13 protein-coding genes are annotated in these 22,003 nt (G+C 67.2%); 5 read left to right on the forward strand and 8 right to left on the reverse strand.

Going from position 1 to position 22,003, the window contains the following annotated elements:
• Nucleotides 1–24: 24 nt before the first annotated feature.
• Nucleotides 25–1,317: an adenosylmethionine--8-amino-7-oxononanoate transaminase gene (locus Y900_RS00420; protein ID WP_036337721.1), complete on the reverse strand. Its 1,293-nt coding sequence runs from the start codon at nucleotides 1,315–1,317 to the stop codon at nucleotides 25–27.
• A gap of 127 nt (nucleotides 1,318–1,444) precedes the next feature.
• On the opposite strand from Y900_RS00420, the gene Y900_RS00425 reads away from it, so the two are divergent.
• Genes Y900_RS00425 through treZ form a run of 4 tightly spaced genes read left to right on the forward strand, consistent with a single transcriptional unit; the run spans nucleotide 1,445 to nucleotide 9,843 of the window.
• Nucleotides 1,445–3,619, forward strand: a complete 2,175-nt coding sequence (locus Y900_RS00425; protein WP_036337723.1) for an acetyltransferase SucT — start codon at nucleotides 1,445–1,447, stop codon at nucleotides 3,617–3,619.
• A gap of 41 nt (nucleotides 3,620–3,660) precedes the next feature.
• Complete coding sequence (gene glgX / locus Y900_RS00430) at nucleotides 3,661–5,805, forward strand: glycogen debranching protein GlgX (protein ID WP_036337725.1); 2,145 nt, start codon at nucleotides 3,661–3,663, stop codon at nucleotides 5,803–5,805.
• A gap of 17 nt (nucleotides 5,806–5,822) precedes the next feature.
• Nucleotides 5,823–8,126 (forward strand): malto-oligosyltrehalose synthase, encoded by a 2,304-nt coding sequence (gene treY / locus Y900_RS00435; RefSeq protein WP_036337728.1) that lies wholly within the window; start codon nucleotides 5,823–5,825, stop codon nucleotides 8,124–8,126.
• Nucleotides 8,119–9,843 (forward strand): malto-oligosyltrehalose trehalohydrolase, encoded by a 1,725-nt coding sequence (gene treZ / locus Y900_RS00440; protein WP_036337731.1) that lies wholly within the window; start codon nucleotides 8,119–8,121, stop codon nucleotides 9,841–9,843. The genes treY and treZ overlap by 8 nt, the downstream gene beginning before the upstream one ends.
• Here the strand turns inward: treZ and ilvA are convergent.
• The 7 genes from ilvA to Y900_RS00475 all read right to left on the reverse strand — a co-directional run bounded on the left by ilvA (nucleotide 9,840) and on the right by Y900_RS00475 (nucleotide 21,204).
• On the reverse strand, nucleotides 9,840–11,132 hold the full coding sequence (gene ilvA, locus Y900_RS00445; RefSeq protein WP_036337734.1) for a threonine ammonia-lyase IlvA: 1,293 nt from the start codon (nucleotides 11,130–11,132) through the stop codon (nucleotides 9,840–9,842). The two genes, treZ and ilvA, sit on opposite strands and share 4 nt — an antisense overlap.
• Entirely contained in the window at nucleotides 11,117–11,830 is a 714-nt protein-coding gene (locus Y900_RS00450; RefSeq protein ID WP_051659795.1) for a sirohydrochlorin chelatase, read from the reverse strand. Before Y900_RS00450 ends, ilvA begins: the two co-directional genes overlap by 16 nt.
• Nucleotides 11,827–12,972 (reverse strand): uroporphyrinogen-III synthase, encoded by a 1,146-nt coding sequence (locus Y900_RS00455; RefSeq protein WP_036337737.1) that lies wholly within the window; start codon nucleotides 12,970–12,972, stop codon nucleotides 11,827–11,829. The genes Y900_RS00450 and Y900_RS00455 overlap by 4 nt, the downstream gene beginning before the upstream one ends.
• Nucleotides 12,944–13,309, reverse strand: a complete 366-nt coding sequence (gene nirD / locus Y900_RS00460) for a nitrite reductase small subunit NirD (protein ID WP_036337741.1) — start codon at nucleotides 13,307–13,309, stop codon at nucleotides 12,944–12,946. Before nirD ends, Y900_RS00455 begins: the two co-directional genes overlap by 29 nt.
• Nucleotides 13,310–13,313: 4 nt before the next feature.
• Nucleotides 13,314–15,881 carry a nitrite reductase large subunit NirB gene (nirB, locus tag Y900_RS00465; protein ID WP_081844940.1) on the reverse strand — a complete coding sequence of 856 codons (2,568 nt, stop codon included), beginning with the start codon at nucleotides 15,879–15,881 and terminating at the stop codon, nucleotides 13,314–13,316.
• Entirely contained in the window at nucleotides 15,878–17,332 is a 1,455-nt protein-coding gene (locus tag Y900_RS00470) for a nitrate/nitrite transporter (protein ID WP_036337744.1), read from the reverse strand. The genes nirB and Y900_RS00470 overlap by 4 nt, the downstream gene beginning before the upstream one ends.
• 95 nt (nucleotides 17,333–17,427) lie before the next feature.
• Nucleotides 17,428–21,204 (reverse strand): bifunctional nitrate reductase/sulfite reductase flavoprotein subunit alpha, encoded by a 3,777-nt coding sequence (locus Y900_RS00475; protein ID WP_237752464.1) that lies wholly within the window; start codon nucleotides 21,202–21,204, stop codon nucleotides 17,428–17,430.
• A gap of 124 nt (nucleotides 21,205–21,328) precedes the next feature.
• Here Y900_RS00475 and Y900_RS00480 point away from each other — a divergent pair, with 124 nt between their 5' ends.
• The gene (locus Y900_RS00480; protein ID WP_036337747.1) at nucleotides 21,329–21,940 is read left to right on the forward strand and encodes a TetR/AcrR family transcriptional regulator; all 612 of its coding nucleotides are present in this window, start codon (nucleotides 21,329–21,331) and stop codon (nucleotides 21,938–21,940) included.
• Nucleotides 21,941–22,003: the final 63 nt, after the last annotated feature.

Raw genomic sequence — 22,003 nt, forward strand, 5'->3', positions numbered from 1 at the left:
CCTCCGACGCTACTTGAACACCGTTCAGGTTAGAGCACGGGCCACGGCGACCATCGCCGAGGTGATCTGATCCACCTCGTCCGGCGTGCAGATGAACGGCGGCATCGCGTAGATCAGGTTGCGGAAGGGCCGCAGCCAGACGCCATTGTCCAGGGCGACCGGGGTCGCGACGGTCAGGTCGACGGGCTGGTGCGTCTCGATCACTCCGATCGCACCGAGTACCCGGACATCGGCCACCGACGACAGCGCGCGGGCCGGCTCGAGTCCTCCGGCCAGCCCGGCGCCGATCTCGGCGACCCGGCTGCGCCAGTCCTGCGCGAGCAACAGTTCGACCGAGGCCACCGACACCGCACATGCCAGCGCATTGGCCATGAACGTGGGGCCGTGCATCAACGCACCGGCCTCGCTACCACTGATCGTGCGGGCGATGTCCAGCGTGCACAGGGTGGCCGCCAGCGTGACGTAACCGCCGGTCAACGCTTTGCCGACGCACATGATGTCCGGAGTGACCCCGGCGTGATCGGCGGCGAACAGCTCGCCGGTGCGGCCGAACCCGGTGGCGATCTCGTCGAAGATCAGCAGTACTCCGGCGCGATCGCACAGCGCGCGCAGGTCGCTCAGGTAGCGCGGGTCGTGGAATCGCATCCCGCCCGCGCCCTGCACGACCGGCTCGACGATCACGGCGGCGAGTGAATCGGCATGTTCGAGCAGTTGCTCCCCGAACGCCGCGACGTAGGCCGGGTCGTAGTCACCCGGCACCGGGGGCGCGAACACCTGCTGGGACAGCACGTCGCTCCACAAGGAATGCATGCCGCCGTCGGGGTCGCAGACGCTCATCGGGGTGAAGGTGTCGCCGTGATATCCGCCACGCCAGGTCATCAGCGTGGACTTGCCGAAGTGGCCCGAGCTGCGCCAGTACTGCAGCGCCATCTTGACCGCGACCTCCACGGCCACCGAGCCGGAGTCGGAGAAGAAGACGGTCTCCAGCCCGGCCGGCGTGATGTCGACCAACAGCTGCGCGAGACGCGCGGCCGGCTCGTGGGTCAACCCGCCGAACATGACGTGATTCATCGTCGACAACTGCCGGCTCAGGGCCGCGTCGAGCACCGGGTGGCCGTGACCGTGCACTGCCGTCCACCAGGACGCCATCGCATCGAGCACCCTGATCTCGGTGTCGTCTCGAACCAGCGTGAGCCACGCCCCGTGGGCGCGGGTGGCCACCACCGGCGCCATGGCCTCGGCGCCGATCGTGCTGTACGGGTGCCAGATGTGCGCGGCGTCGATCTCGCTGATCTGGTGGGGGGTCAACGCCGACACGCTGTGTGAGCCTAGCCGAGGTCGGCACCAGCCCCCGAACGCGTTTGCTCAACGGATTCCGTAGCTTCGACGCGCCATTCGCTGCGGATGAGAAGACCACCGGGGTTGGGTAGATTGAGCTCCGATCATGTTCACCCTCAGCCCGCCCCGCCCGTCAGCAGTGACGCCGGCGGACTCTCCTCCCGGCGCGGCCATGGGCTCGCGGAAATCGGGCTTCTACCGTCACGATCTGGACGGTCTGCGCGGGTTGGCGATTGCTCTCGTCGCGGTGTTCCACGTGTGGTTCGGGCGCGTCTCGGGCGGGGTGGACGTCTTCCTGGTGCTCTCCGGGTTTTTCTTCGGCGGGTCCCTGTTGCGCACCGCACTGGATCCCGACTCTTCGCTGTCGCCCTGGCCAGAGATTCGCCGACTCGTCCGCAGGCTGCTGCCTGCACTCGTCGTGGTGCTTGCCGCAGGTGCCGTCCTGACCGTTCTCATCCAGCCACAGACCCGCTGGGAGACCTTTGCTGACCAGAGCTTGGCGAGCCTGGCGTACTACCAGAACTGGGAGCTTTCAGCGACCGCGTCGAATTACCTGCGCGCCGGCGAGGCGGTCAGCCCGCTGCAGCACATCTGGTCGATGTCCGTTCAGGGCCAGTTCTATATTTCGTTCCTTATCCTTATTTTCGCATTCGCATATTTGCTGAGACGACCGCTGGGCCGACGGTTGCGACCGACGTTCGTTGCTTTGCTGGCCGCCCTCACGATCGCATCACTCAGCTTTGCCACCGTGCTTCATGTCCAGGACCAGACGGCCGCCTACTACAACAGCTTCGCCCGCGCCTGGGAGCTGCTGCTCGGCGTCTTGGTGGGTGCGGCGGTGCCGTACATCCGGTGGCCGATGTGGCTGCGCACGGTGGCAGCGACGGTCGGGCTGGCCGCGATCGTCTCGTGCGGCGCGTTGATCGACGGGGTCCGCGAGTTCCCCGGCCCGTGGGCGCTGGTGCCGGTCGGCGCGACCGTGCTGATGATTCTGGCGGCGGCTAACCGCCAGTCCCGGCCGTCGACCAGTGACCGCCTTCCGCTACCCAACCGGCTGTTGTCGGCCGCCCCGTTGATGACCCTCGGCGCGATGGCCTACTCCCTGTATCTGTGGCACTGGCCGCTGTTGATCTTCTGGCTCGCCTACACCGACGGCAGCCGGGCCGGCTTGGTCGACGGCGCGGTCATCCTCGCGATCTCCGGCGTGCTGGCCTACCTCACCATGCGATTCGTCGAGGAGCCGCTGCGGTTCCGGCGCGGCGGCGCCGCGCAGGTGACGCCACAGCCCACGATTCCGTGGCGCACCCGCCTGCGCCGGCCCACGATCGCGCTGGGCACCACCGTGGGGCTACTCGGCGTGGCGCTGACGGCGACGTCGTTCACGTGGCGGGAGCACGTCACCGTGCAGCGCTCGCACGGCAAGGAACTGGTGATGCTGTCTTCCACGGGCTACCCGGGAGCGCGGGCACTCACCGAAAACGCCCGGGTGCCGAAGCTGCCGATGCGGCCCACCGTGCTCGAGGCCAAGAACGATCTGCCCGAATCCACCAACGACGGTTGCATCAGTGATTTCGACAATGTCGGGGTCATCAACTGCACCTATGGCGACCTGTCGGCGACCAGGACCATCGCGCTGGCGGGCGGATCGCATGCCGAGCACTGGATCACCGCCCTGGACGCGCTGGCCAAGATGCACCATTTCAAGATCGTCACATACCTGAAGATGGGCTGCCCGCTGACCACCGAGCAGGAACCGCTGGTGATGGGCGACAACCGGCCATACCCGAACTGCCACGAGTGGAACGAACGGGTGATGGCCAAACTGATCAGCGACCGCCCCAGCTTCGTGTTCACCACGTCGACCCGGCCGTGGAACATCAAACCCGGCGACGTGATGCCGGCGACGTACATTGGGATCTGGCAAACCTTGTCGGACAACAACATTCCCATACTGGCAATGCGTGACACCCCGTGGCTGGTGCGCGACGGCGAACCGTTCTTCCCGACCGACTGCCTGGCCAAGGGCGGCGACGCCGAATCATGCGGGATCAAGCGCTCCGAGGTGCTCTCCGATCGCAATCAGACCCTGGATTTCCTGGCGCAGTTCCCGCAGATGCGGATCCTCGACCTCAGCGACGCAGTGTGCCGTCCGGACGTATGCCGAGCCGTCGAGGGAAATGTCCTGATCTATCACGATTCTCATCACATCTCCGCGACATATATGCGCACGTTGATCCCTGAGCTGGGCAGGCAACTGGGGGCCGCCACCCGGTGGTGGTGACAACTTGCGCATCACGCGCGCCACGTCGATAAGGTCTAACGATGGCATCGAGCGAACCCGCGCTGGTCACCAGGTGGCCGGGTACCCCGTATCCGCTCGGGGCCACCTATGACGGCGCCGGCACGAATTTTTCGGTGTTCTCCGAGGTCGCCGACTCGGTCGAACTCTGCCTGATCGCCAAAGACGGCACCGAGACCCGCATCAACCTCGATGAGGTCGACGGATTCGTCTGGCACACCTACCTGCCGACGATCACGCCGGGACAGCGCTATGGCTTCCGGGTGCATGGTCCGTGGGATCCGGCGGCCGGCCACCGGTGCGATCCCAGCAAGCTTCTCCTCGACCCGTACGGCAAGTCGTTCCACGGCGACTTCGAATTCGGCCAGGCGCTGTATTCCTACGACCTCGACGCCGAGGACCTGGCGTCGGGCGGCACCCCGCCGATGGTCGACTCGTTGGGTCACACCATGACCAGCGTGGTGATCAACCCGTTCTTCCAGTGGGGCTCCGACCATCCGCCGCGCACGCCGTACCACGAGACGATCATCTACGAGGCACACGTCAAGGGGATGACCCAAACCCATCCCGGTATTCCCGACGAGCTGCGCGGCACCTATGCCGGGCTGGGCCACCCGGCCGTCATCGATCACCTCAAGAGCCTGAACGTGACGGCCATCGAGTTGATGCCGGTACACCAGTTCATGCACGATCACCGTCTGCTGGATCTGGGACTGCGAAACTACTGGGGCTACAACACTTTCGGGTTCTTCGCACCGCACTACCAGTACTCGTCCACCCAGCACGCCGGCAGTGCGGTGGCCGAGTTCAAGACCATGGTTCGCTCGTTCCACGACGCCGGCATCGAGGTGATCCTCGACGTGGTCTACAACCACACCGCCGAAGGCAACCACCTGGGGCCGACGATCAACTTCCGCGGTATCGACAACGCCGCCTACTACCGGCTGCTCGACGACGACAAACGGTTCTACAAGGATTTCACCGGCACGGGCAACAGCCTCAACGCCCGGCATCCGCACACGCTGCAGCTGATCATGGACTCGCTGCGGTATTGGGTGCTGGAGATGCACGTCGACGGATTCCGCTTCGACCTGGCCTCCACACTTGCCCGGGAGTTCTACGACGTCGACCGATTGAGCGCGTTCTTCGACCTGGTGCAACAGGATCCGGTGATCAGCCAGGTCAAGCTCATCGCCGAGCCGTGGGACGTCGGCGAGGGCGGCTATCAGGTCGGCAACTTCCCGGGTCTGTGGACCGAGTGGAACGGCAAGTATCGCGACACCGTCCGCGACTACTGGCGCGGCGAGCCTGCGACACTCGGCGAGTTCGCCTCCCGGTTGACCGGCTCGTCGGACCTCTACGAGGCGACCGGCCGACGGCCCAGCGCGAGCATCAACTTCGTCACCTGCCACGACGGCTTCACCCTTGCCGACCTGGTGTCCTACAACGACAAGCACAACGAGGCCAATGGCGAGGACAACCGAGACGGCGAAAGTCACAACCGGTCGTGGAACTGCGGTGTGGAGGGCCCGACCGACGACCCGGCGATCATGGCGCTGCGCCATCAGCAGATGCGCAACATCCTGGCCACCCTGATGCTCTCGCAGGGCACCCCGATGATCGCCCACGGCGACGAGATCGGCCGCACCCAACAGGGCAACAACAATGTCTACTGCCAGGATTCACCGCTGTCGTGGATGGACTGGACGTTCAAGGAGACCAACGCCGCGCTGCTGGAGTTCACCACGCGGGTGACCGCACTGCGCAAGGCGCACCCGGTCTTTCGGCGGCGCCGGTTCTTCGACGGCGAACCGCTGCGCACCGGCGACCAGGTGCGCGACATAGCCTGGCTCACCACTGCCGGCCAGGAGATGTCCCATGACGACTGGAACTCCGGCTTCAAGTTCGTGGGTGTCTTCCTCAACGGCGAAGCAATCCCGGAGCCGAACGCCCGCGGCGAGCGCGTGGTCGACGATTCATTCCTGCTGTGCTTCAACGCCCACAAGAGTCCGATCGAGTTCACCGTTCCCGACGGCGAATACGCCCAGGAGTGGAGCGCAGTTCTGGACACCTCGGAGGCCACCGGCACCACCGATGCCGTCGTGAAAGCGGGCGAGACGATAAGTGTTCCATCTCGCTCGGTATTGGTGCTTCAAAAGACTGCCTAGCGGGAACAGGCTCAGCTATGGCTTACCCGGTGCTGTCCACCTACCGCCTCCAACTGCGCGGCGCTTCGGCGGGCGACGCGTTCACCTTCGCCGACGCTGAGAAACTCATCCCCTATCTCGACGATCTCGGCGTCTCCCACCTCTACCTCTCTCCCATCCTGACCGCGGCGCCGGGTTCCACGCACGGCTACGACGTCACCGATCCGACCACGGTCTCCGAGGAACTGGGTGGCGCCGAAGGCCTGGCGCGTCTTGCCGACGCGGCCAAGGCACGCGGTCTCGGTCTGGTCGTCGACATCGTCCCCAATCACGTCGGGGTCGATCAGCCGCAGCGCAATCCCTGGTGGTGGGACGTGCTGCAGCACGGCAGGCAGTCCCCCTACGCGACGTACTTCGACATCGACTGGTCTGTCGATCCAGATGGCCGAATCCTGTTGCCGGTCTTGGGATCTGACAGCGACGTGAAAGACCTCACGGTCGACGGTGACGTGTTGCGGCTCGGCGACCTCGCCTTCCCCATCGCCCCCGGAACCGGCGATGGATCGGGCCCCGAGGTGCACGACCAGCAGCACTACAAGCTGATCGGGTGGCGCGACGGGGTGTGCGGTTATCGCCGGTTCTTCTCGATCACCTCACTGGCGGGTCTGCGCCAGGAAGACCGGGAAGTCTTCGACACATCGCACGCCGAAGTGGCCCGCTGGTTCAGCGAGGGTCTGGTCGACGGGGTGCGCATCGACCATCCCGACGGGCTGACCGATCCGACCGGATACCTGGAATGGTTGCGCGAATTGACCGGCCCACAGGCCTGGATCGTGATCGAGAAGATCCTCGGCGTGGACGAGGCGCTGGATCCGACGCTGCCGATCGACGGCACCACCGGCTATGACGTACTGCGCGAGGTGGGCGGCATCTTCGTCGACCCCACCGGCGCCGAGGCACTGACCGAACTGGTCGACGCGGAAGGTTTCGACTACGCCGGTACCCCGGAATTGTTGCGGCAGTTGAAGATCAGCACCGCCACCACCACGCTGTCCAGCGAGCTCGCTCGAATGTGCCGCGCGATCGTGGCGGCCGTCGGCGCCGATCATCCGCAGTTGCCCGATGCGGTGGCGGCGCTGCTGACCGAAGTCGGTGTGTACCGGTCGGATTACCTCAACTTGTCGGCGGTGCTGTCCACCGCCTTCGCACGCACCGTGGCCGCCCAGCCCGAGCTGACCGTGCCCCTGCAGCTGGTGTCGGCCGCGCTGGCCGGCGATTCCAGCGAGCCGGGCGCGCGGCTGCAGCAGCTGTGCGGCGCGATGACGGCGAAGTCGGTGGAGGACTGCTACTTCTACCGCGACGCCCGGCTGGTGTCGCTGAACGAAGTCGGCGGCGAGCCGCACCGATTCGGCGTCAGCGCCGCGGAATTCCATCGCAGCTCCGCGGTCCGGGGCCGCCTGTGGCCGAAGTCGATGACCACACTGTCCACCCATGACACCAAGCGCGGCGAGGATGTGCGGGCGCGCATCGGTGTGCTGTCGCAGGTGCCGTCGCTGTGGGCCGAGTTCGTGGGCAGCTGGCAGACCACCACGCCCGCGCCGGACGCAGCCACCGGACTGTTCCTGTTGCAGAACATCTTCGGCGTGTGGCCGACCGACGGGCAGGTCACCGACGAGCTGCGGGCGCGCGTGCATGCCTACACCGAGAAGGCCATCCGGGAAGCCATGTGGCACACCTCGTGGAACGACCCGGACACAGAGTTCGAGGACGCGGTGCACGCCTGGGTCGACGCGATCCTGGACGGCCCGGTCGCCACCGAACTCACCGGAGTCGTCGTGCAACTCGAACCGCACGCCCACAGCGACGCACTCGGCCAGAAGCTGCTGGCGCTCACCGTCCCCGGCATCCCGGACGTCTATCAGGGCACCGAGTTGTGGGAGGACAGCCTCGTCGACCCGGACAATCGCAGGCCGGTCGACTACCCGAAGCGCAGCGCGGAGCTGGAACGGCTGTCGCACAGCAAGATTCGCGTGGTACAAGCGGCATTGCAGGCCCGCCGCGACCATCCCGAGGCGTTCCTGTCCGGTGATTACCGCCCGGTGCTCGCCGAGGGTACCGCCGCACCTCACATCGTGGCGTTCCAGCGCGGCGTCGACGTGCTGGTCGCCGTCAGCCGCTGGACCGTTCGGCTGCACCACGACGGCTGGGGGGACACGACCCTGCCGTTGCCGGACGGCACGTGGACCGACCGACTGACCGGCAACCGGTGGACCGGTCCGACTCGGGCCGATGACTTGTTCGCCGAGCTGCCCGTCGTCCTCTTGGAGAGATCTCATGCCTGAATTCGCGGTGTGGGCGCCGCTGCCCAAGCAGGTGCGCCTCGACGTCGACGGGCAGCTGCATGACATGACCGTCGACGACGATGGCTGGTGGCGCGCCGACGTCGACGCCGGACCGGACGCCCGGTACGGCTTCGTCCTTGACGACGACCCGACGGTGCTGCCGGATCCGCGCTCCGCCCGCCAGCCCGACGGTGTGCACGAGCGCTCTCAACTCTGGGATCCCTCCTGCGCGCAGTGGTCGGATACGCAGTGGGCGGGCCGGTCCGTCGAGGGTGGGGTGATCTACGAGCTGCACACCGGTACGTTCACCCCGGAAGGGACGTTCGACGCCGCGATCCCGAAGCTGGACTATCTGGTGGACCTCGGCGTCGACTTCGTCGAGCTGATGCCCGTCAACGCCTTCAGCGGCGATTACGGGTGGGGCTACGACGGGGTGTTGTGGTACGCGGTGCACGAACCCTACGGCGGCCCAGACGGTTTGGTGCGCCTGATCGACGCCGCGCATGCTCGCGGACTCGGCGTGCTCATCGACGCGGTGTTCAACCACCTGGGTCCGTCCGGCAACTACCTGCCCAAGTACGGGCCGTACCTGTCGTCGGTCAGCAACCCGTGGGGTGAGGGCGTCAACCTGACCGGACCCGATGCCGACGAGGTGCGTCGCTACATCCTCGACTGCGCCCTGCGCTGGATGCGCGACTTCCACGCCGACGGTCTGCGGCTCGACGCGGTGCACGCGCTGGTCGACAACACCGCGATCCACATCCTCGAAGAGATGGCCGCGGAAACCGACGCGCTGTCAACCGTTGTGGGCCGGCCGCTGTCGCTGATCGCCGAGAGCGACCTCAACGATCCGCGGCTGATCACGCCCCGCGATCGCGGCGGGTACGGTCTGACCGCGCAGTGGGACGACGACATCCACCACGCAATCCACACCGCGGTATCCGGCGAACGGCAGGGTTACTACGCCGATTTCGGCTCGATGTCGGCACTGGCCGGCACTCTGCTGAACGGCTACTTCCACGCAGGCACCTACTCGTCGTTCCGGCACCGCAGGCACGGCAGGCCGCTGGACAAGACGCTGATCCCGGCCACCCGGCTCACGGCCTACACCTGCACCCACGATCAGGTCGGCAACCGCGCGATCGGCGATCGGCCGTCGCAGAATCTGGACTACGGTCAACTCGCCGTAAAGGCCGCGCTCGCGCTCGGATCGCCCTACACCGCAATGCTTTTCATGGGCGAAGAATGGGCCGCGTCCACCCCCTTCCAGTTCTTCAGCTCGCACCCCGAACCCGAGCTGGCCAAGGCGACTGCGGAGGGCCGTAAGGCGGAGTTCGCCGACCATGGCTGGGACGCCGACGACATCCCGGATCCGCAGGACCCGCAGACGTTCCTGCGCTCGAAGCTCAACTGGGACGAGGTCGACCAGGGCAGGCACGCCGAGCTGCTGGACTTCTACCGCGGTCTGATCGCGTTACGTCGTACCGAACCCGACATGGCCGACGCGTGGCTGCAGCACCTGGTTGTCGATTTCGACGAGGACGAACGCTGGATCGTGATGCGGCGCGGGCATATTGCGATCGCCTGCAACCTCGGCGAGCGGTCCGTCAGCGTGCCGATCGGCGGTGAGGTGGCGTTGGCGTGGGGCGAGCCCGTGGTGGGCGCGCACGGCACCGAGTTGCCCGGGCACTCGGTTGTGGTGACGCGCGCCGGCTAGGTCAGGTACCGGTAGGCCGGCGAGCCGGGCTCCAGCGGCTCGACGTGCAGGCCGGAGGCATCCATCCGGGCCCGCAACCCGTCCAGCCCGGCGGCCGAGCCGAGTTCGATGCCGACCAGCGCCTCACCGGTCTCCCGGTTGTTGCGCTTGACGTACTCGAACAGGGTGATGTCGTCGTTCGGGCCGAGGATCTCGTCGAGGAACCGGCGCAGTGCGCCCGGCTCCTGCGGGAAGTCGACCAGGAAGTAGTGCTTGAGGCCGAGGTGCACCAGCGACCGCTCGAGTACCTCGCCGTAGCGGGATACGTCGTTGTTGCCGCCGGAGATCAGGCACACCACCGTCGACCCCGGCTCGACCCCGGCCTCCAGCAGCCCGGCCACCGACAGCGCGCCGGCGGGCTCGGCGATGATGCCCTCGTTCTGGTACAGGTCCAGCATCGCCGTGCAGACCGCACCCTCGTCGACCGTTGTCACCGACACCATGTCGCCCGCCGCGGCGAGCGCCTCATACGGCAGCGCACCGATCTGCTTGACCGCCGCGCCGTCGACGAACTGGTCGACGTGGTCCAGCTCGACCGGCCCGCCGGCGGCCAGCGCCGCGATCATCGAGGCCGCGCCGGCGGGCTCGACGCCCAGCACCGCCGTGTTGGCTGTCCGCTCGGCCAGGTAGCTGGTGATTCCCGCGATGCAGCCGCCACCGCCGACCGGAACGATCACAAGGTCCGGTTCGGTGTCGAGCTGGGCGAGGATCTCCACGGCGATCGTGCCCTGGCCGGCCATCGTGCGCAGATCGTCGAAGGGCGGAACCAGGGTGGCGCCGGTACGGGCGACATCGTCGAGAGCCGCCTGCGCTGCCAGGTCATAGGTCGCCCCACCGACGATCAGGTCGATGAACTCCCCACCGTGATAGCGGATGCGGTCGCGCTTCTGCTTCGGGGTCTTGGCCGGTACATAGACCCGGCCGTGTACGCCCATCGACCGGCAGGCCAGCGCGAAGCCCTGCGCGTGATTGCCGGCCGACGAGCACACCACTCCGGCCGCGATTTCGGCGTCGGAGAGTTGTTTGAGCAGGTTGTACGCACCGCGCACCTTGTAGGACCGCACGCTCTGCAGGTCCTCGCGCTTGAGGTAGACCTCGGCGCCGGTGGCCTGCGAAAGCCGGTCGCTGTACTGCAGCGGGCTCTGGCTGACCACGTCGGCAATTCGCTGACCGGCCTCATCGATGTCGGCCGCTGAGATGGGTGGGGTCAGCGGCGTCCTTCGAGAATCCTGGGTCAGTTCAGCGGACACCGATCAATGGTGCCACCACCAGGGCCGAATGCGGGAATCGGGGTGAGCGCGAACCGGCGGGCCAACAGCGCAACGAGTTCCGGGTGCGCGCCCAGCGGATCGGTCACTCCGTGCGCACCGCAACCGGCCAGCCTGGTGTGGAACACGCCGGGCGCCAGCAGGTAGGAGGCGACGAACACCCGCCGCCCGGCCGCTCGGATCCGGCCCACCAGGTCGGCGACGGTCGGAGCGCCGGTGGCCACGAAACCGAGGTGCACCTCGCCCACCAGATCGCCGAGCAGGACCGCGGCTCGGACCAGTTCGCGCCGGGCCGCCGGATCGGAGGACCCGGCGGCCGCCATCACCACCGCGTCACCGGGCGTCCAGCCCACGTCGAGCAGCCTGGTGCGCAGGATCTCGGCCAGCACCGGATCAGGTCCCAGCGCGGCGGTGATGGTGACGCACGCGTGGCCGCTCTCCGCGACCCGCGCAGGCAGATCTGTGTTGACGTGGTAGCCCGAGGCGAGGAAGGCCGGCACCACGATCGCCGGGACCGTCGACTCGGACAGCATCTCGCGGGGATTGGGGCCGAGGACGTCGACGAACGCGGTACGCACCGGGCCGACGTGTTCGGCGACCGACGATGCGATCTCGGTGACGGTGGCCAGCCCCTGCGGATTTCGGGTGCCGTGGGCGACCAGGATCAGCTCGGGTGTCATGTCGCTTCCACATCCACGGCGAGCCGGTAGCCGCGTTTCACGACGGTCTGGACCACCCGCGGGGCGGCCAGCGCCGAACGCAGCCGCGCCATCGCGGTCTCGACCGCGTGGGTGTCGCCGCCGCCGCCGGGCAGTTCGGCGAGCAGCTCCTCGCGGGACACCACCAGACCGGGTGCCACCAGCAGCCGCCGTAACAACGCCATGCCGGCCGGCGGCAGCACCTTGAGCTCACCGTCCACCTCGACGCTGGCGCTACGCACGCTGATGCGGTGCCCCCCGGCACTGTATTTCTTTGCCAGGCAGGGTAATTCGTCGGCGATGAGCCGCGCCAGCGCGCCGAGGCGGTAGCGCTGCGGTGAGCGGGGCTCGATACCGAGCCGGGCCAGGGGGGTCGCCGTCACCGGACCGACACAGAACACCGCGACGTTGTTGCGCAACGCGGTAATCAGACAGTCCAGGGCGCCAATGGCTTTCGCACGTTCCAGTAGAGATGCGACGGCGGGCGCGCTGGTGAAGCTCACCGCGTCGACGTCGGAGTTGACGATCATGCCGATCAGCTGGTCGATGCGCCGGGTGTCCTCGGGCTGTTCCCAGCGATACACCGGCACCTTCACCACCTGGGCGCCGGCCCGGGTCAGCGCGTCGCAGATGTCGGTGTCGGGCTCCCATTCGCTTGCCGCCCCGTGCAACTGCACCGCGATCCGCAGCTGGTCCACGCCTTCGGATAGCAGCCGTTCCAGCACTTCGACCGACGACTCCGACTCCGGGCTCCACTCCTCACACAGCCCGGCCTGCCGCACGGCGCCCCGCGCCTTGGGCCCGCGAGCCAGGATGCGCGTCGACCCCAGGGCGTCGAGCAGACCGTCGTGCACGTCCCAGCCGTGCGCGGCCTCCACCCAACCCCGGAACCCGATCCCGGTGGTCACGACGACCAGATCGGGTGGCTCGGCGATGAGGTGCTCTGTCACCCGATGCAGTTCGACGTCGTCGACCAGCGGCACGATCCGGATCGTCGGGGCGTGCACGACCGCGGCACCGCGCCGCTCCAGCAGCGTGATGAACTCTTCGGCCCGGCGCGCGGCAGTCACCCCGACGGTGAAACCGGCCAGCGGGTCAGCGACTTCTGATCTCGACGAATCCATCGACCACCCTGACCTCGTAGACCGGCAGCGCGTATGACTCGTCGTCGAGGCAGCGACCGTCGACCAGGGAGAACACCTGCTTGAGCAGCGGTGAAGCCACCGTGGGCTCACCGCGCCGGTCCCCGACCAAGCCGCGCGACATGACCGCGGCGCGGCCGAACGGGTCGATGTTGCCAACCGCGGCCAGGGTGCCGTCCGCCAGCAAGAACAACGCCGCCTGCTCACCGCCGGGCAGCAACACCGCGACGCCGCGCCCGGCCAGCAGCGCGCTGCGTGGGCAGGCCGGCGTCCACACATCGAGGTCGAGCCCCAGGCGGGTATCTGCAAGAACTGTCATGGTTTCAAGCCTCCGAGACCTTGATAGAGGGGTCGTGTTTCGCCGTTGTTACGCGCGGCTTTCCGCCGCGTTGACGCTGCCGGGGCAAACCGAGCAGCAACGGCACCTTGCGCGGGCCGCTCTCGTCGAACGCGACCGTCGGGTCTGATTCGTCGGGGGCATTGACGAACGACACGAAGCGAGCCAGCTTTTCCTGGTCGTTCAGCACGCCCGCCCACTCGTCGGAGTAGCCCTCGACGTGGCGCGCCATCGCGTCGTCGAGATCCGCCGCAATTCCCAACGAGTCCGTACACACCACGTCCCGGATGTGATCAAGCCCACCGTCGATGGTCTCCTGCCAGACGGCGGTGCGCTGCAAGCGGTCTGCGGTGCGGATGTAGAACATCAGGTACCGGTCGATGTAGCGGACCAGGGATTCGGAGTCGAGGTCGCCGGCCAATAGCTGCGCATGCTTGGGGTTGGCGCCGCCGTTGCCGCCGACGTAGAGGTTCCAGCCCTTCTCGGTGGCGATCACGCCGACGTCCTTGCCGCGAGCCTCAGCACATTCGCGCTGGCAGCCCGATACCCCCATCTTGATCTTGTGCGGCGAACGCAATCCCCGGTAACGCAATTCGAGCGCGACGGCCATCGCGACCGAGTCCTGGACGCCGTAGCGGCACCAGGACGACCCGACACAACTCTTCACTGTGCGCAGCGACTTGCCGTACGCGTGCCCGGATTCCATCCCCGCGTCGACCAGACGCTTCCAGATCTGGGGCAGCTGCTCGACGCGGGCACCGAACAGGTCGATCCGCTGGCCGCCGGTGATCTTGGTGTAGAGGCCGAAATCCTGTGCCACCTGGGCGATCACCATCAGCTGCTCCGGAGTGACCTCACCGCCGGGAAGTCGCGGCACCACCGAATACGTGCCATTGCGCTGGATGTTGGCCAGGAAATGGTCGTTGGTGTCCTGTAGTGCGGCCGTGTCGTCGTCCAGGATGTGGTCCGACGACGTCGACGCCAGGATCGACGCGACCACCGGCTTGCAGATGTCACAGCCGGTACCGGTCCCATACTCGGCGATCAGCGCCGAGAAGGTCCGGATACCGGTCGATGCGACGATCTGGAACAGCTCAGCACGGGACTGCTGGAAGTGCTCGCACAGCGCCTTCGACATCGCGACACCCCGCGATTCGAGGAGGCGCTTGAGCATCGGAATGCAACTGCCGCAGGAGGTTCCGGCAGCAGTCGCGCACTTGATCGCCGGCACGTCATGGGCGCCGTCCGCGATGGCGCCGCAGATGCTGTGTTTGGACACCGCGTTGCACGAGCAGATCTGCGCGTCGTCCGGCAGCGCACCGACCCCGACCTCGGCGCCGGCCGGCGAGATCAGCGTCGCCGGGTCGGCGGGTAGCGGACGGCCCACCAGCGGGCGCAGGGTTGAGTAGGCGCTCGCGTCGCCGACCAGGATGCCGCCCAACAAGGTCGACACATCATCGGAGACAACAAGTTTGGCGTAGGTCTGGTTGACGGCGTCGTTTAGCACGACCTCCAGCGCACCCGGTGTGCTGGCGTGCGCGTCGCCGAAACTCGCGACGTCGACACCGAGCAGCTTGAGCTTGGTGGACAGGTCGGCACCCGGGAATTCGGCGGTACCGCCGACCAGCCGGTCGGCCACGACCTCGGCCATCGTGTAGCCGGGCGCGACCAGGCCGTAGCAGCGGCCTTCGACCGCCGCCACCTCACCGATCGCGTACACCCTGGGATCGCCGGTGGCGCAACTGATGTCGGTCAGCACTCCACCGCGCTCGGCGATCGGCAGACCACAGTCCCGGGCCAACTCGTCACGCGGGCGCACGCCGGCGGAGAAGACCAGCACCGCGGCGTCGAGCTGTTCGCCGTTGGACAGTGCCACCGTGATGCCGTCACCGTTGTCGACGATGTCGGTGGACGCCACGTCGGTGTGCACGACGATGCCGAGCTCGGTGATCAGCCGGTTGAGCAGCGCCCCACCACCGTCGTCGACCTGAATGGGCATCAGCCGCGGGGACCGCTCCAGCACGTGCGGAGTCAGGCCCAGCATGCGCAGCGCGTTGGCCGCTTCCAGCCCGAGCAGGCCACCGCCGACGACGATGCCGGTTGCTCCGGGCCGGGTCGCCGCCACCGCAGTGCGGATCGCATCGAGGTCTTCGAGCGTGCGGTAGACGAAGCACCGATCCAGATCGCTGCCGGGGATGGGCGGCACGAAGGGATACGAGCCGGTGGCCAAAACCACCGCGTCGTAGCCGACACGTTCCCCTGTCGAGGTGACGACCTCGCGGGCATCCCGGTCGATCGCGATGGCCGGTTGACCGACCCGCAGGTCGACCAATGCGTCTCCGGCGTAGTCATTTCCGGACAGCGCCAAGCTGGCTCGGTCCCATCCGTCGATGTAGGAGGACAACCCGACCCGGTCGTAGGCCGCGGTGGGCTCCTCGCAGAGCACCACCACCTGCCAGCTTCCGTCGCGATCACGATCCCGCAGCGCCTCGACGAACCGGTGGCCGACCATGCCGTGGCCGATGACCACGACGGTCCGTCCGGGGGCGGTCATGCGACGGCTGCGGCGCTGCTGACCGCGGGGGTCTCGGTTCCGAGGACGCCGGCCGTCTTCGGCCTCCGCACGTAAGCCACCCAGGTGATCGCGGCGCACAGTACGTAGAAGCCGAGGAACACCCAGAAGGCCATGGTGGCGGATTTCGCCGGGGACAGGTAGGACGCCCGCAGAGCGATGTTGACGCCGACCCCTCCGAGACCTCCGATCGCACCGGCGATCCCGATCAGCGCACCCGACATCCGCAGTGACCACGCGCTACGTTCCGGTGCACTCAACTGGTTCATGCCGCGGGACTTGGCCTCGAAGATCGACGGGATCATCTTGTAGACCGAGCCGTTGCCCATGCCGGACAAGATGAACAGCGCGATGAATCCGGCGATGAACGCGCCCATCGTGGCACCCGTCGCGGGTCCCGGGGTCGCATCATCGATCTCACCGGCGGCGACCAGACAGCCGGCCGCGGCGATCATGGCGTAGAACGTGTAGAGCGTGACCTTGCCACCGCCGAAGCGATCCGACAGCCACCCACCCAGTGGGCGCGACAGCGAGCCGAGAACCGGTCCGATGAAAGCGATCTGGGCGGCATGCAGGGAGGCCTGTGCGGTCATGGCCGGGGTGACGGGGCCGCCGTGCGCCAGTCCGGCAAGGAAGTTGATCTGCAGCACCTGCCCGAACGCGAAGCCGAATCCGATGAACGATCCGAAGGTGCCGATGTAGAGCAGTGAGATCAGCCACGAATCACGATGCGCCAGAACGTCGATCAGCGATCGTGCGTCGCTGCGTTGGTTGGTGAGATTGTTCATGAACATCGACGCACCCACCGCGGCCAGCGCGATCAGCACCAGGTAGGTCGCACAGACCAGGTGCGGCGATCCGTTGCCGACGGTCGCGATGACCAGAAGCCCGACCAGCTGGATGACGGCAACGCCGATGTTGCCGCCGCCGGCGTTGAGGCCCAGCGCCCAGCCCTTGTATCGCTGCGGATAGAAGGCGTTGATGTTGGTCATGGAGGAGGCGAAGTTGCCGCCGCCCAGTCCCGCGAAACCCGCCACGATCAGAAAGGTCGTGTACGACGTGCCCGGGTGTGCCATGAAGTACAACGTCAGCGCCGTCGGGAGCAGCAGCGCCAGCGCCGAGAACAACGTCCAGTTGCGGCCGCCGAAGTGGGCGGTGGCGAACGTGTAGGGGATCCGCAGCACGGCACCCACCAGTGTGGGCACAGCCACCAGGAAGAACTTTCCTGCGGCGTCGATGTGGTAGACGTTCTGCGGCATGAACAACACCATGACCGACCAGATGGACCACACGGAGAATCCGACGTGCTCGGCGAAGATCGACCAAATCAGGTTGCGGCGTGCGATTTTCGAGCCGCCGTCATTCCAGGCTTCGACGTCTTCGGCGTCCCAGTCGTCGATGTCGTAGCCGCTGCGGGTGGATGAAGTCTGCATGCGTTCACGGTAGGAATTCTTTGTTGCGCCTTCGCACCTGTGCGGTGATCCTGATGTCACAACCCGCTCACTTTCTCGACTAAGCCGCGGTGAGGTCAGTACACGTCGCGCAGATAGCGCTTGGTGGCGACGAGTTCGCGCTTGTAATCGTGGGCGGCTTCGGCACTAAGGCGGCCATGGGTGGCGATGATGGTGGTCAGCGCGGCGTCCACGCCGGTCGCCATGCCGTTGGCGTCACCGCACACGTACAGGTGCGCTCCGTCCTGCAGCCAACCCCAGAGCAGCGCCCCGTTGTCGATCATCTTGTTCTGCACATAGATTCGCTTGGCTTGGTCACGGGAGAACGCGAGGTCGAGCCGGCTGAGGAAGCCGTCCGCGACCATGCCGGTCAGGTCGTCGGCATAGTAGAAGTTCTCAGCGCGGTGCTGGTCGCCGAAGAACAACCAGTTGCGCCCGGTGTGGCCGAGGGCGCGACGCTCCTGCAGGAACCCGCGAAACGGCGCGATGCCGGTGCCGGCACCGATCATCACGATCGGGGCGCAACGGTCCTGCGGCGGGCGGAAATGCGGGGAGCGCTGGAGAAAGATCGGAGTGGCCGCGTCGGCCGCCCGGTCGGCCAGATAGGTCGAACACACTCCCCCACGCCGAGCACCGTCCGGTCCGTCGTAGCGCACCACCGACACGGTCAGGTGCACCTCGTGCGGGCTGATGAGCGGGCTCGACGAGATCGAGTAGAACCGCGGCGCCAACCGCACCAGCGCGTCCTGCCACTGCGGGGCGGCAGCCCGCACCCCGAAGGCGCGGATCACATCGATTCCGTTGCGTCCCAATCGCCATGACTCCAGGTCGGCGAGCGCCGATCGCAGGTGTTTGACCACCGCCTTGTCGGTCGCGGCGTCGGCGAGGAACGTCACCAGGTTCGGGGTGAGCCGGCAGATGTCGTAGCTGGTGGTCAGCGCTTCCCGCAGTGAGCACTGCACCCCGTCGACCTCGACGACGTCATCACCGGACAACCCGGTGACGGAAAGCCATTCCGCCACGTCGTCGTCATCGTTGATGGGCATGACTCCCAGCGAATCGCCGACCGAGTAGCCGACGTCGTGCTCGGAGATGTCGAAGCCGAACTCCCGCACCTCCTTGGCCCCCGAACGGGGCGTGAGCCGGAGGTTGCGACTGAGCTTCGCATGGATGGGATTGGCGCGGGTGAACCGCTTCGGCGTCGAGGCCGTCGGGATCGACGGCACCGCAGCAGGATTGACGAGCGTGACGATGCGCCGGATCCAGGCCGCCACGGTGTCGTCGTCGTGGATCTCGGTGTCGCGGCGGTCGAGAAGCCGCCGCCCACCGAGTTCGGCCAGCCGGGCGTCCAGTGCGCGGGCGTGGCCGCAGAACTGGCCGTAGGAACGGTCGCCGATGCCCAGGACGGCGAATTCCAACCCGTCCAGGACGGCGGCATCCGCTGCGTTGAGCCGGTCCCAGAACTCGGCACCGTTGTCCGGCGGGCCGCCGTCACCGAAGGTGCTCGTCACGACGAACACGTTCTCGAGGCCAGCCAGCCGGGCCGGGTCGACATCGGCCATCGCCGCCAGTTCGGCGTCAATGCCCTGTGCCGCAAACTCATCCACCAGCCGGGTGGCGAGGTCCTCGACGTTGCCGGTCTGCGAGGCCCACAGCACCACCGGTCCGGTGCCCGCCAGTTGCGTTCGGTCAGGCTGCGCCTGAACCGGGGGCGCACCAACCGGCTGCAGGCGCACCGCGCACACCTTCAGTTCCGGCTGCAACGAGTGCGGATCGACAGCATCGTTGGTCACCGCGTTGACGGTGATGCCGTCGCCGTGTTCGTCGTTCCAGTGGAAAGGCGCGAAGCAGTTTCCGGGCCGTACCCGGTCGGTGACGACGGCGGGCAGCACCGCATGGCCGCGCCGCGAGGACACCGCCACTCGTTGGCCGTCGACAATGTCGAGAGCGGCAGCGTCGGCGGGATGGATCTCGACGAAGGGGCCGTTGTCGAGCCGGGTGAGCGTGTCCACCCGACCGGTCTTGGTCATGGTGTGCCACTGGTGTGGCAGCCGGCCGGTGTTGAGCAACAACGGGAATCCGTCGTCGGGGCACTCGTGCGGCTCCATGTGCGGCCGGGCATGGAAGACGGCACGGCCGGACGGGGTCGCGAAGGTCAGCGCTCCGCCGGCGAGATAGCGGATCGGATGCCGGTCGTCGGTGTCGCCGGGCGGGCACGGCCATTGCACCGGCTTTTCCCGCAGCCGCTGATAGCTGACGCCCCGGATGTCGTAGCCGGTCCGGGGATTGGCGAACCCCCGGATCTCGTCGAAGATCTCTTCACTGGACCGGTAGTCGAAGTGTGCACCGAATCCCATCGCGGCGGCGACCTGGCAGATCAGCTGCCAGTCGGGCCTGGCCTGGCCCACCGGCGAAACACACTGCCGAACAAGACTGAGAGTCCGTTCGGAGTTGACCATCACGCCGTCGGACTCGGCCCACAGTGCCGCGGGCAGCACCACGTCGGCGAACCGGTTGGTCGCAGTGTCGGCGTAGGCATCCTGGGTGACCACGAGTTCGGCAGCCCGCAGACCGTCGATCACGGCGGCGCGATTCGGGACGCTGGCCACCGGGTTGGTGCAGATGATCCAGCAGGCCTTGATGTCACCGGCGGCCATCCGCTCGAACATGTCGATGGTCCCGCGGTTCACCTCGGTGCGGATGGTCGCAGGCTCGAGACCCCACATCGCCTCGACGAACGATCGGTCCCCGGCGGAGGCCACCGAGCGCTGACCGGGTAATCCCGGCCCCATGTACCCCATTTCGCGGCCGCCCATCGCGTTGGGCTGACCGGTCAGTGACAGCGGACCGCTGCCGGGGCGGCAGATCGCGCCGGTGGCCAGGTGCAGGTTGCATATCGCGTTGGTATTCCAGGTGCCGTGGGTGCTCTGGTTGAGCCCCATGGTCCACAGCGACACCCACTCGCCGGCCTCGGCGATCATCGTTGCCGCACAGCGAATGTCGGCCTCGGACAGGCCGGTGATCTTGGCGACCCTGGCCGGTGGATAGTCGGCCAGGAATTCGGGCATCGCCGCCCAGCCCTCGGTGTGGGCGGCGATGAAATCGGTGTCGATGGCGCCGGAATCCACCAGCAGGTGCAGCAACCCGTTGAGCAATGCCAGGTCGGTGCCGGGCCGGATCTGAAGGAAGATGTCCGCCTTGTCCGCGGTGGCGGTGCGCCGCGGGTCGACGACGATCAGCTTGGCCCCGGCCCGCAGGCGATCGGCCATCCGCAGGAACAGAATCGGATGACAGTCGGCCATATTGGCGCCGATGACGAAAAACAGATCGGCACAGTCGATATCGGTGTAGGAGCCGGGCGGCCCATCGGCTCCGAGCGATTGCTTGTAGCCGGTCGCGGCACTGGCCATGCACAATCGCGAGTTGGATTCGATGTTGACTGTGCGGATGAAACCCTTCGCCAATTTGGTGGCGAGGTACTGCGCCTCGAGCGACATCTGACCGGAAACATAGAGGGCGATCGAGTCCGGGCCGTGCCGCGCCACGATGTCCGCCAGTCGGGCGCCGACCGCTGCGACGGCATCGTCGACGGAGGCGGCTTCGAATTCCTCGCCGCGGGCGGGCCGGATCAGGGCACTGATCGCGCGGCCGTCCGTGCTTCCCATCAATTCGGCGTGCGTGGCGCCTTTGGTGCACAGGCGACCGGCGTTGGTGGGGTGAAGCCGGTCACCGACAACACTGGCGATGACCGGACCTTCTGGGCCGGGTGTGGTGCGCACCTCGATGCCACATCCGACGCCGCAATACGAGCAGGCGGTGCGGATGTGGTCGGCGCACTCTCTCCCGGAATCCACGGCGCAACAGTGCCGGGCGGACATTACGGGCGGCGCCGAGGCGCGTTATCGCGACGATAAACCGCGCTCACATCATCGGCGACGCCGGTGTGAGAACTGCTCCGGCGATGTAACACTTGTCAACATGGCGACGGCCTCCTACCACCACGGAAACCTGCGACAGGCCCTGCTCGACCACGGCGTCGAACTAGCTCGGGCGGGTGGGCCGGACGCGGTGGTGTTGCGCGACGTCCAGCGCCTGGCCGGCGTGAGCAACTCGGCCGCCTATCGGCACTACGCCGACCGGCGGGCGCTGCTGGCCGCGGTGAAAGCCAACGTCATGGCCCAGATCGGGGCGGCGATGGTCGAGGCGATTGAGCACGTCCCCGACGAGGGGCGACCGACCGACCGTGCGCTGGCCCGCTTCCGCGCCACCGGTCAGGCCTACATCGACTTCGCCGTGGCCGAGCCGGGGCTCTTCCGCACCGCGTTCGCCCCGGATGGCACCGAGCCCAGCGAGGAGACGGTCCCGCCCGGGCGCCATCCCTTCCAGATCCTCCGCGGCTGCATAGACGACCTGGTGGCCGCAGGCATGCTCGCCGCGACCCGGCGCGACGGCTTCGACGAGGCCGCGTGGGCCGCGGTGCACGGCGCTGCGACGTTGTTCCTGGACGGCCCGCTCGGTATGGCGGGAACCGACCGCCAGCAGCTGATCACCGAACGCCTGCTCGACGCGTTCGGCGACAGCCTGAGGTAGGCCTGCTCCAAGCCCATGTTGACAGCGTTAACTTCGACTGGAATGCTCCGAGATGTTATCGCC

Source organism: Mycolicibacterium aromaticivorans JS19b1 = JCM 16368 (assembly GCF_000559085.1).
Taxonomy (GTDB): domain Bacteria; phylum Actinomycetota; class Actinomycetes; order Mycobacteriales; family Mycobacteriaceae; genus Mycobacterium; species Mycobacterium aromaticivorans.

Coding starts and splice junctions, on each gene's coding strand:
- Y900_RS00470 (WP_036337744.1), bottom strand. CDS start 17,332: ATGCAGACTTCATCCACCCGCAGCGGCTACGACATCGACGACTGGGAC.
- glgX (WP_036337725.1), top strand. CDS start 3,661: ATGGCATCGAGCGAACCCGCGCTGGTCACCAGGTGGCCGGGTACCCCG.
- Y900_RS00480 (WP_036337747.1), top strand. CDS start 21,329: ATGGCGACGGCCTCCTACCACCACGGAAACCTGCGACAGGCCCTGCTC.
- Y900_RS00425 (WP_036337723.1), top strand. CDS start 1,445: ATGTTCACCCTCAGCCCGCCCCGCCCGTCAGCAGTGACGCCGGCGGAC.
- treZ (WP_036337731.1), top strand. CDS start 8,119: ATGCCTGAATTCGCGGTGTGGGCGCCGCTGCCCAAGCAGGTGCGCCTC.
- nirB (WP_081844940.1), bottom strand. CDS start 15,881: ATGACCGCCCCCGGACGGACCGTCGTGGTCATCGGCCACGGCATGGTC.
- Y900_RS00450 (WP_051659795.1), bottom strand. CDS start 11,830: ATGACACCCGAGCTGATCCTGGTCGCCCACGGCACCCGAAATCCGCAG.
- treY (WP_036337728.1), top strand. CDS start 5,823: ATGGCTTACCCGGTGCTGTCCACCTACCGCCTCCAACTGCGCGGCGCT.
- Y900_RS00455 (WP_036337737.1), bottom strand. CDS start 12,972: ATGGATTCGTCGAGATCAGAAGTCGCTGACCCGCTGGCCGGTTTCACC.
- nirD (WP_036337741.1), bottom strand. CDS start 13,309: ATGACAGTTCTTGCAGATACCCGCCTGGGGCTCGACCTCGATGTGTGG.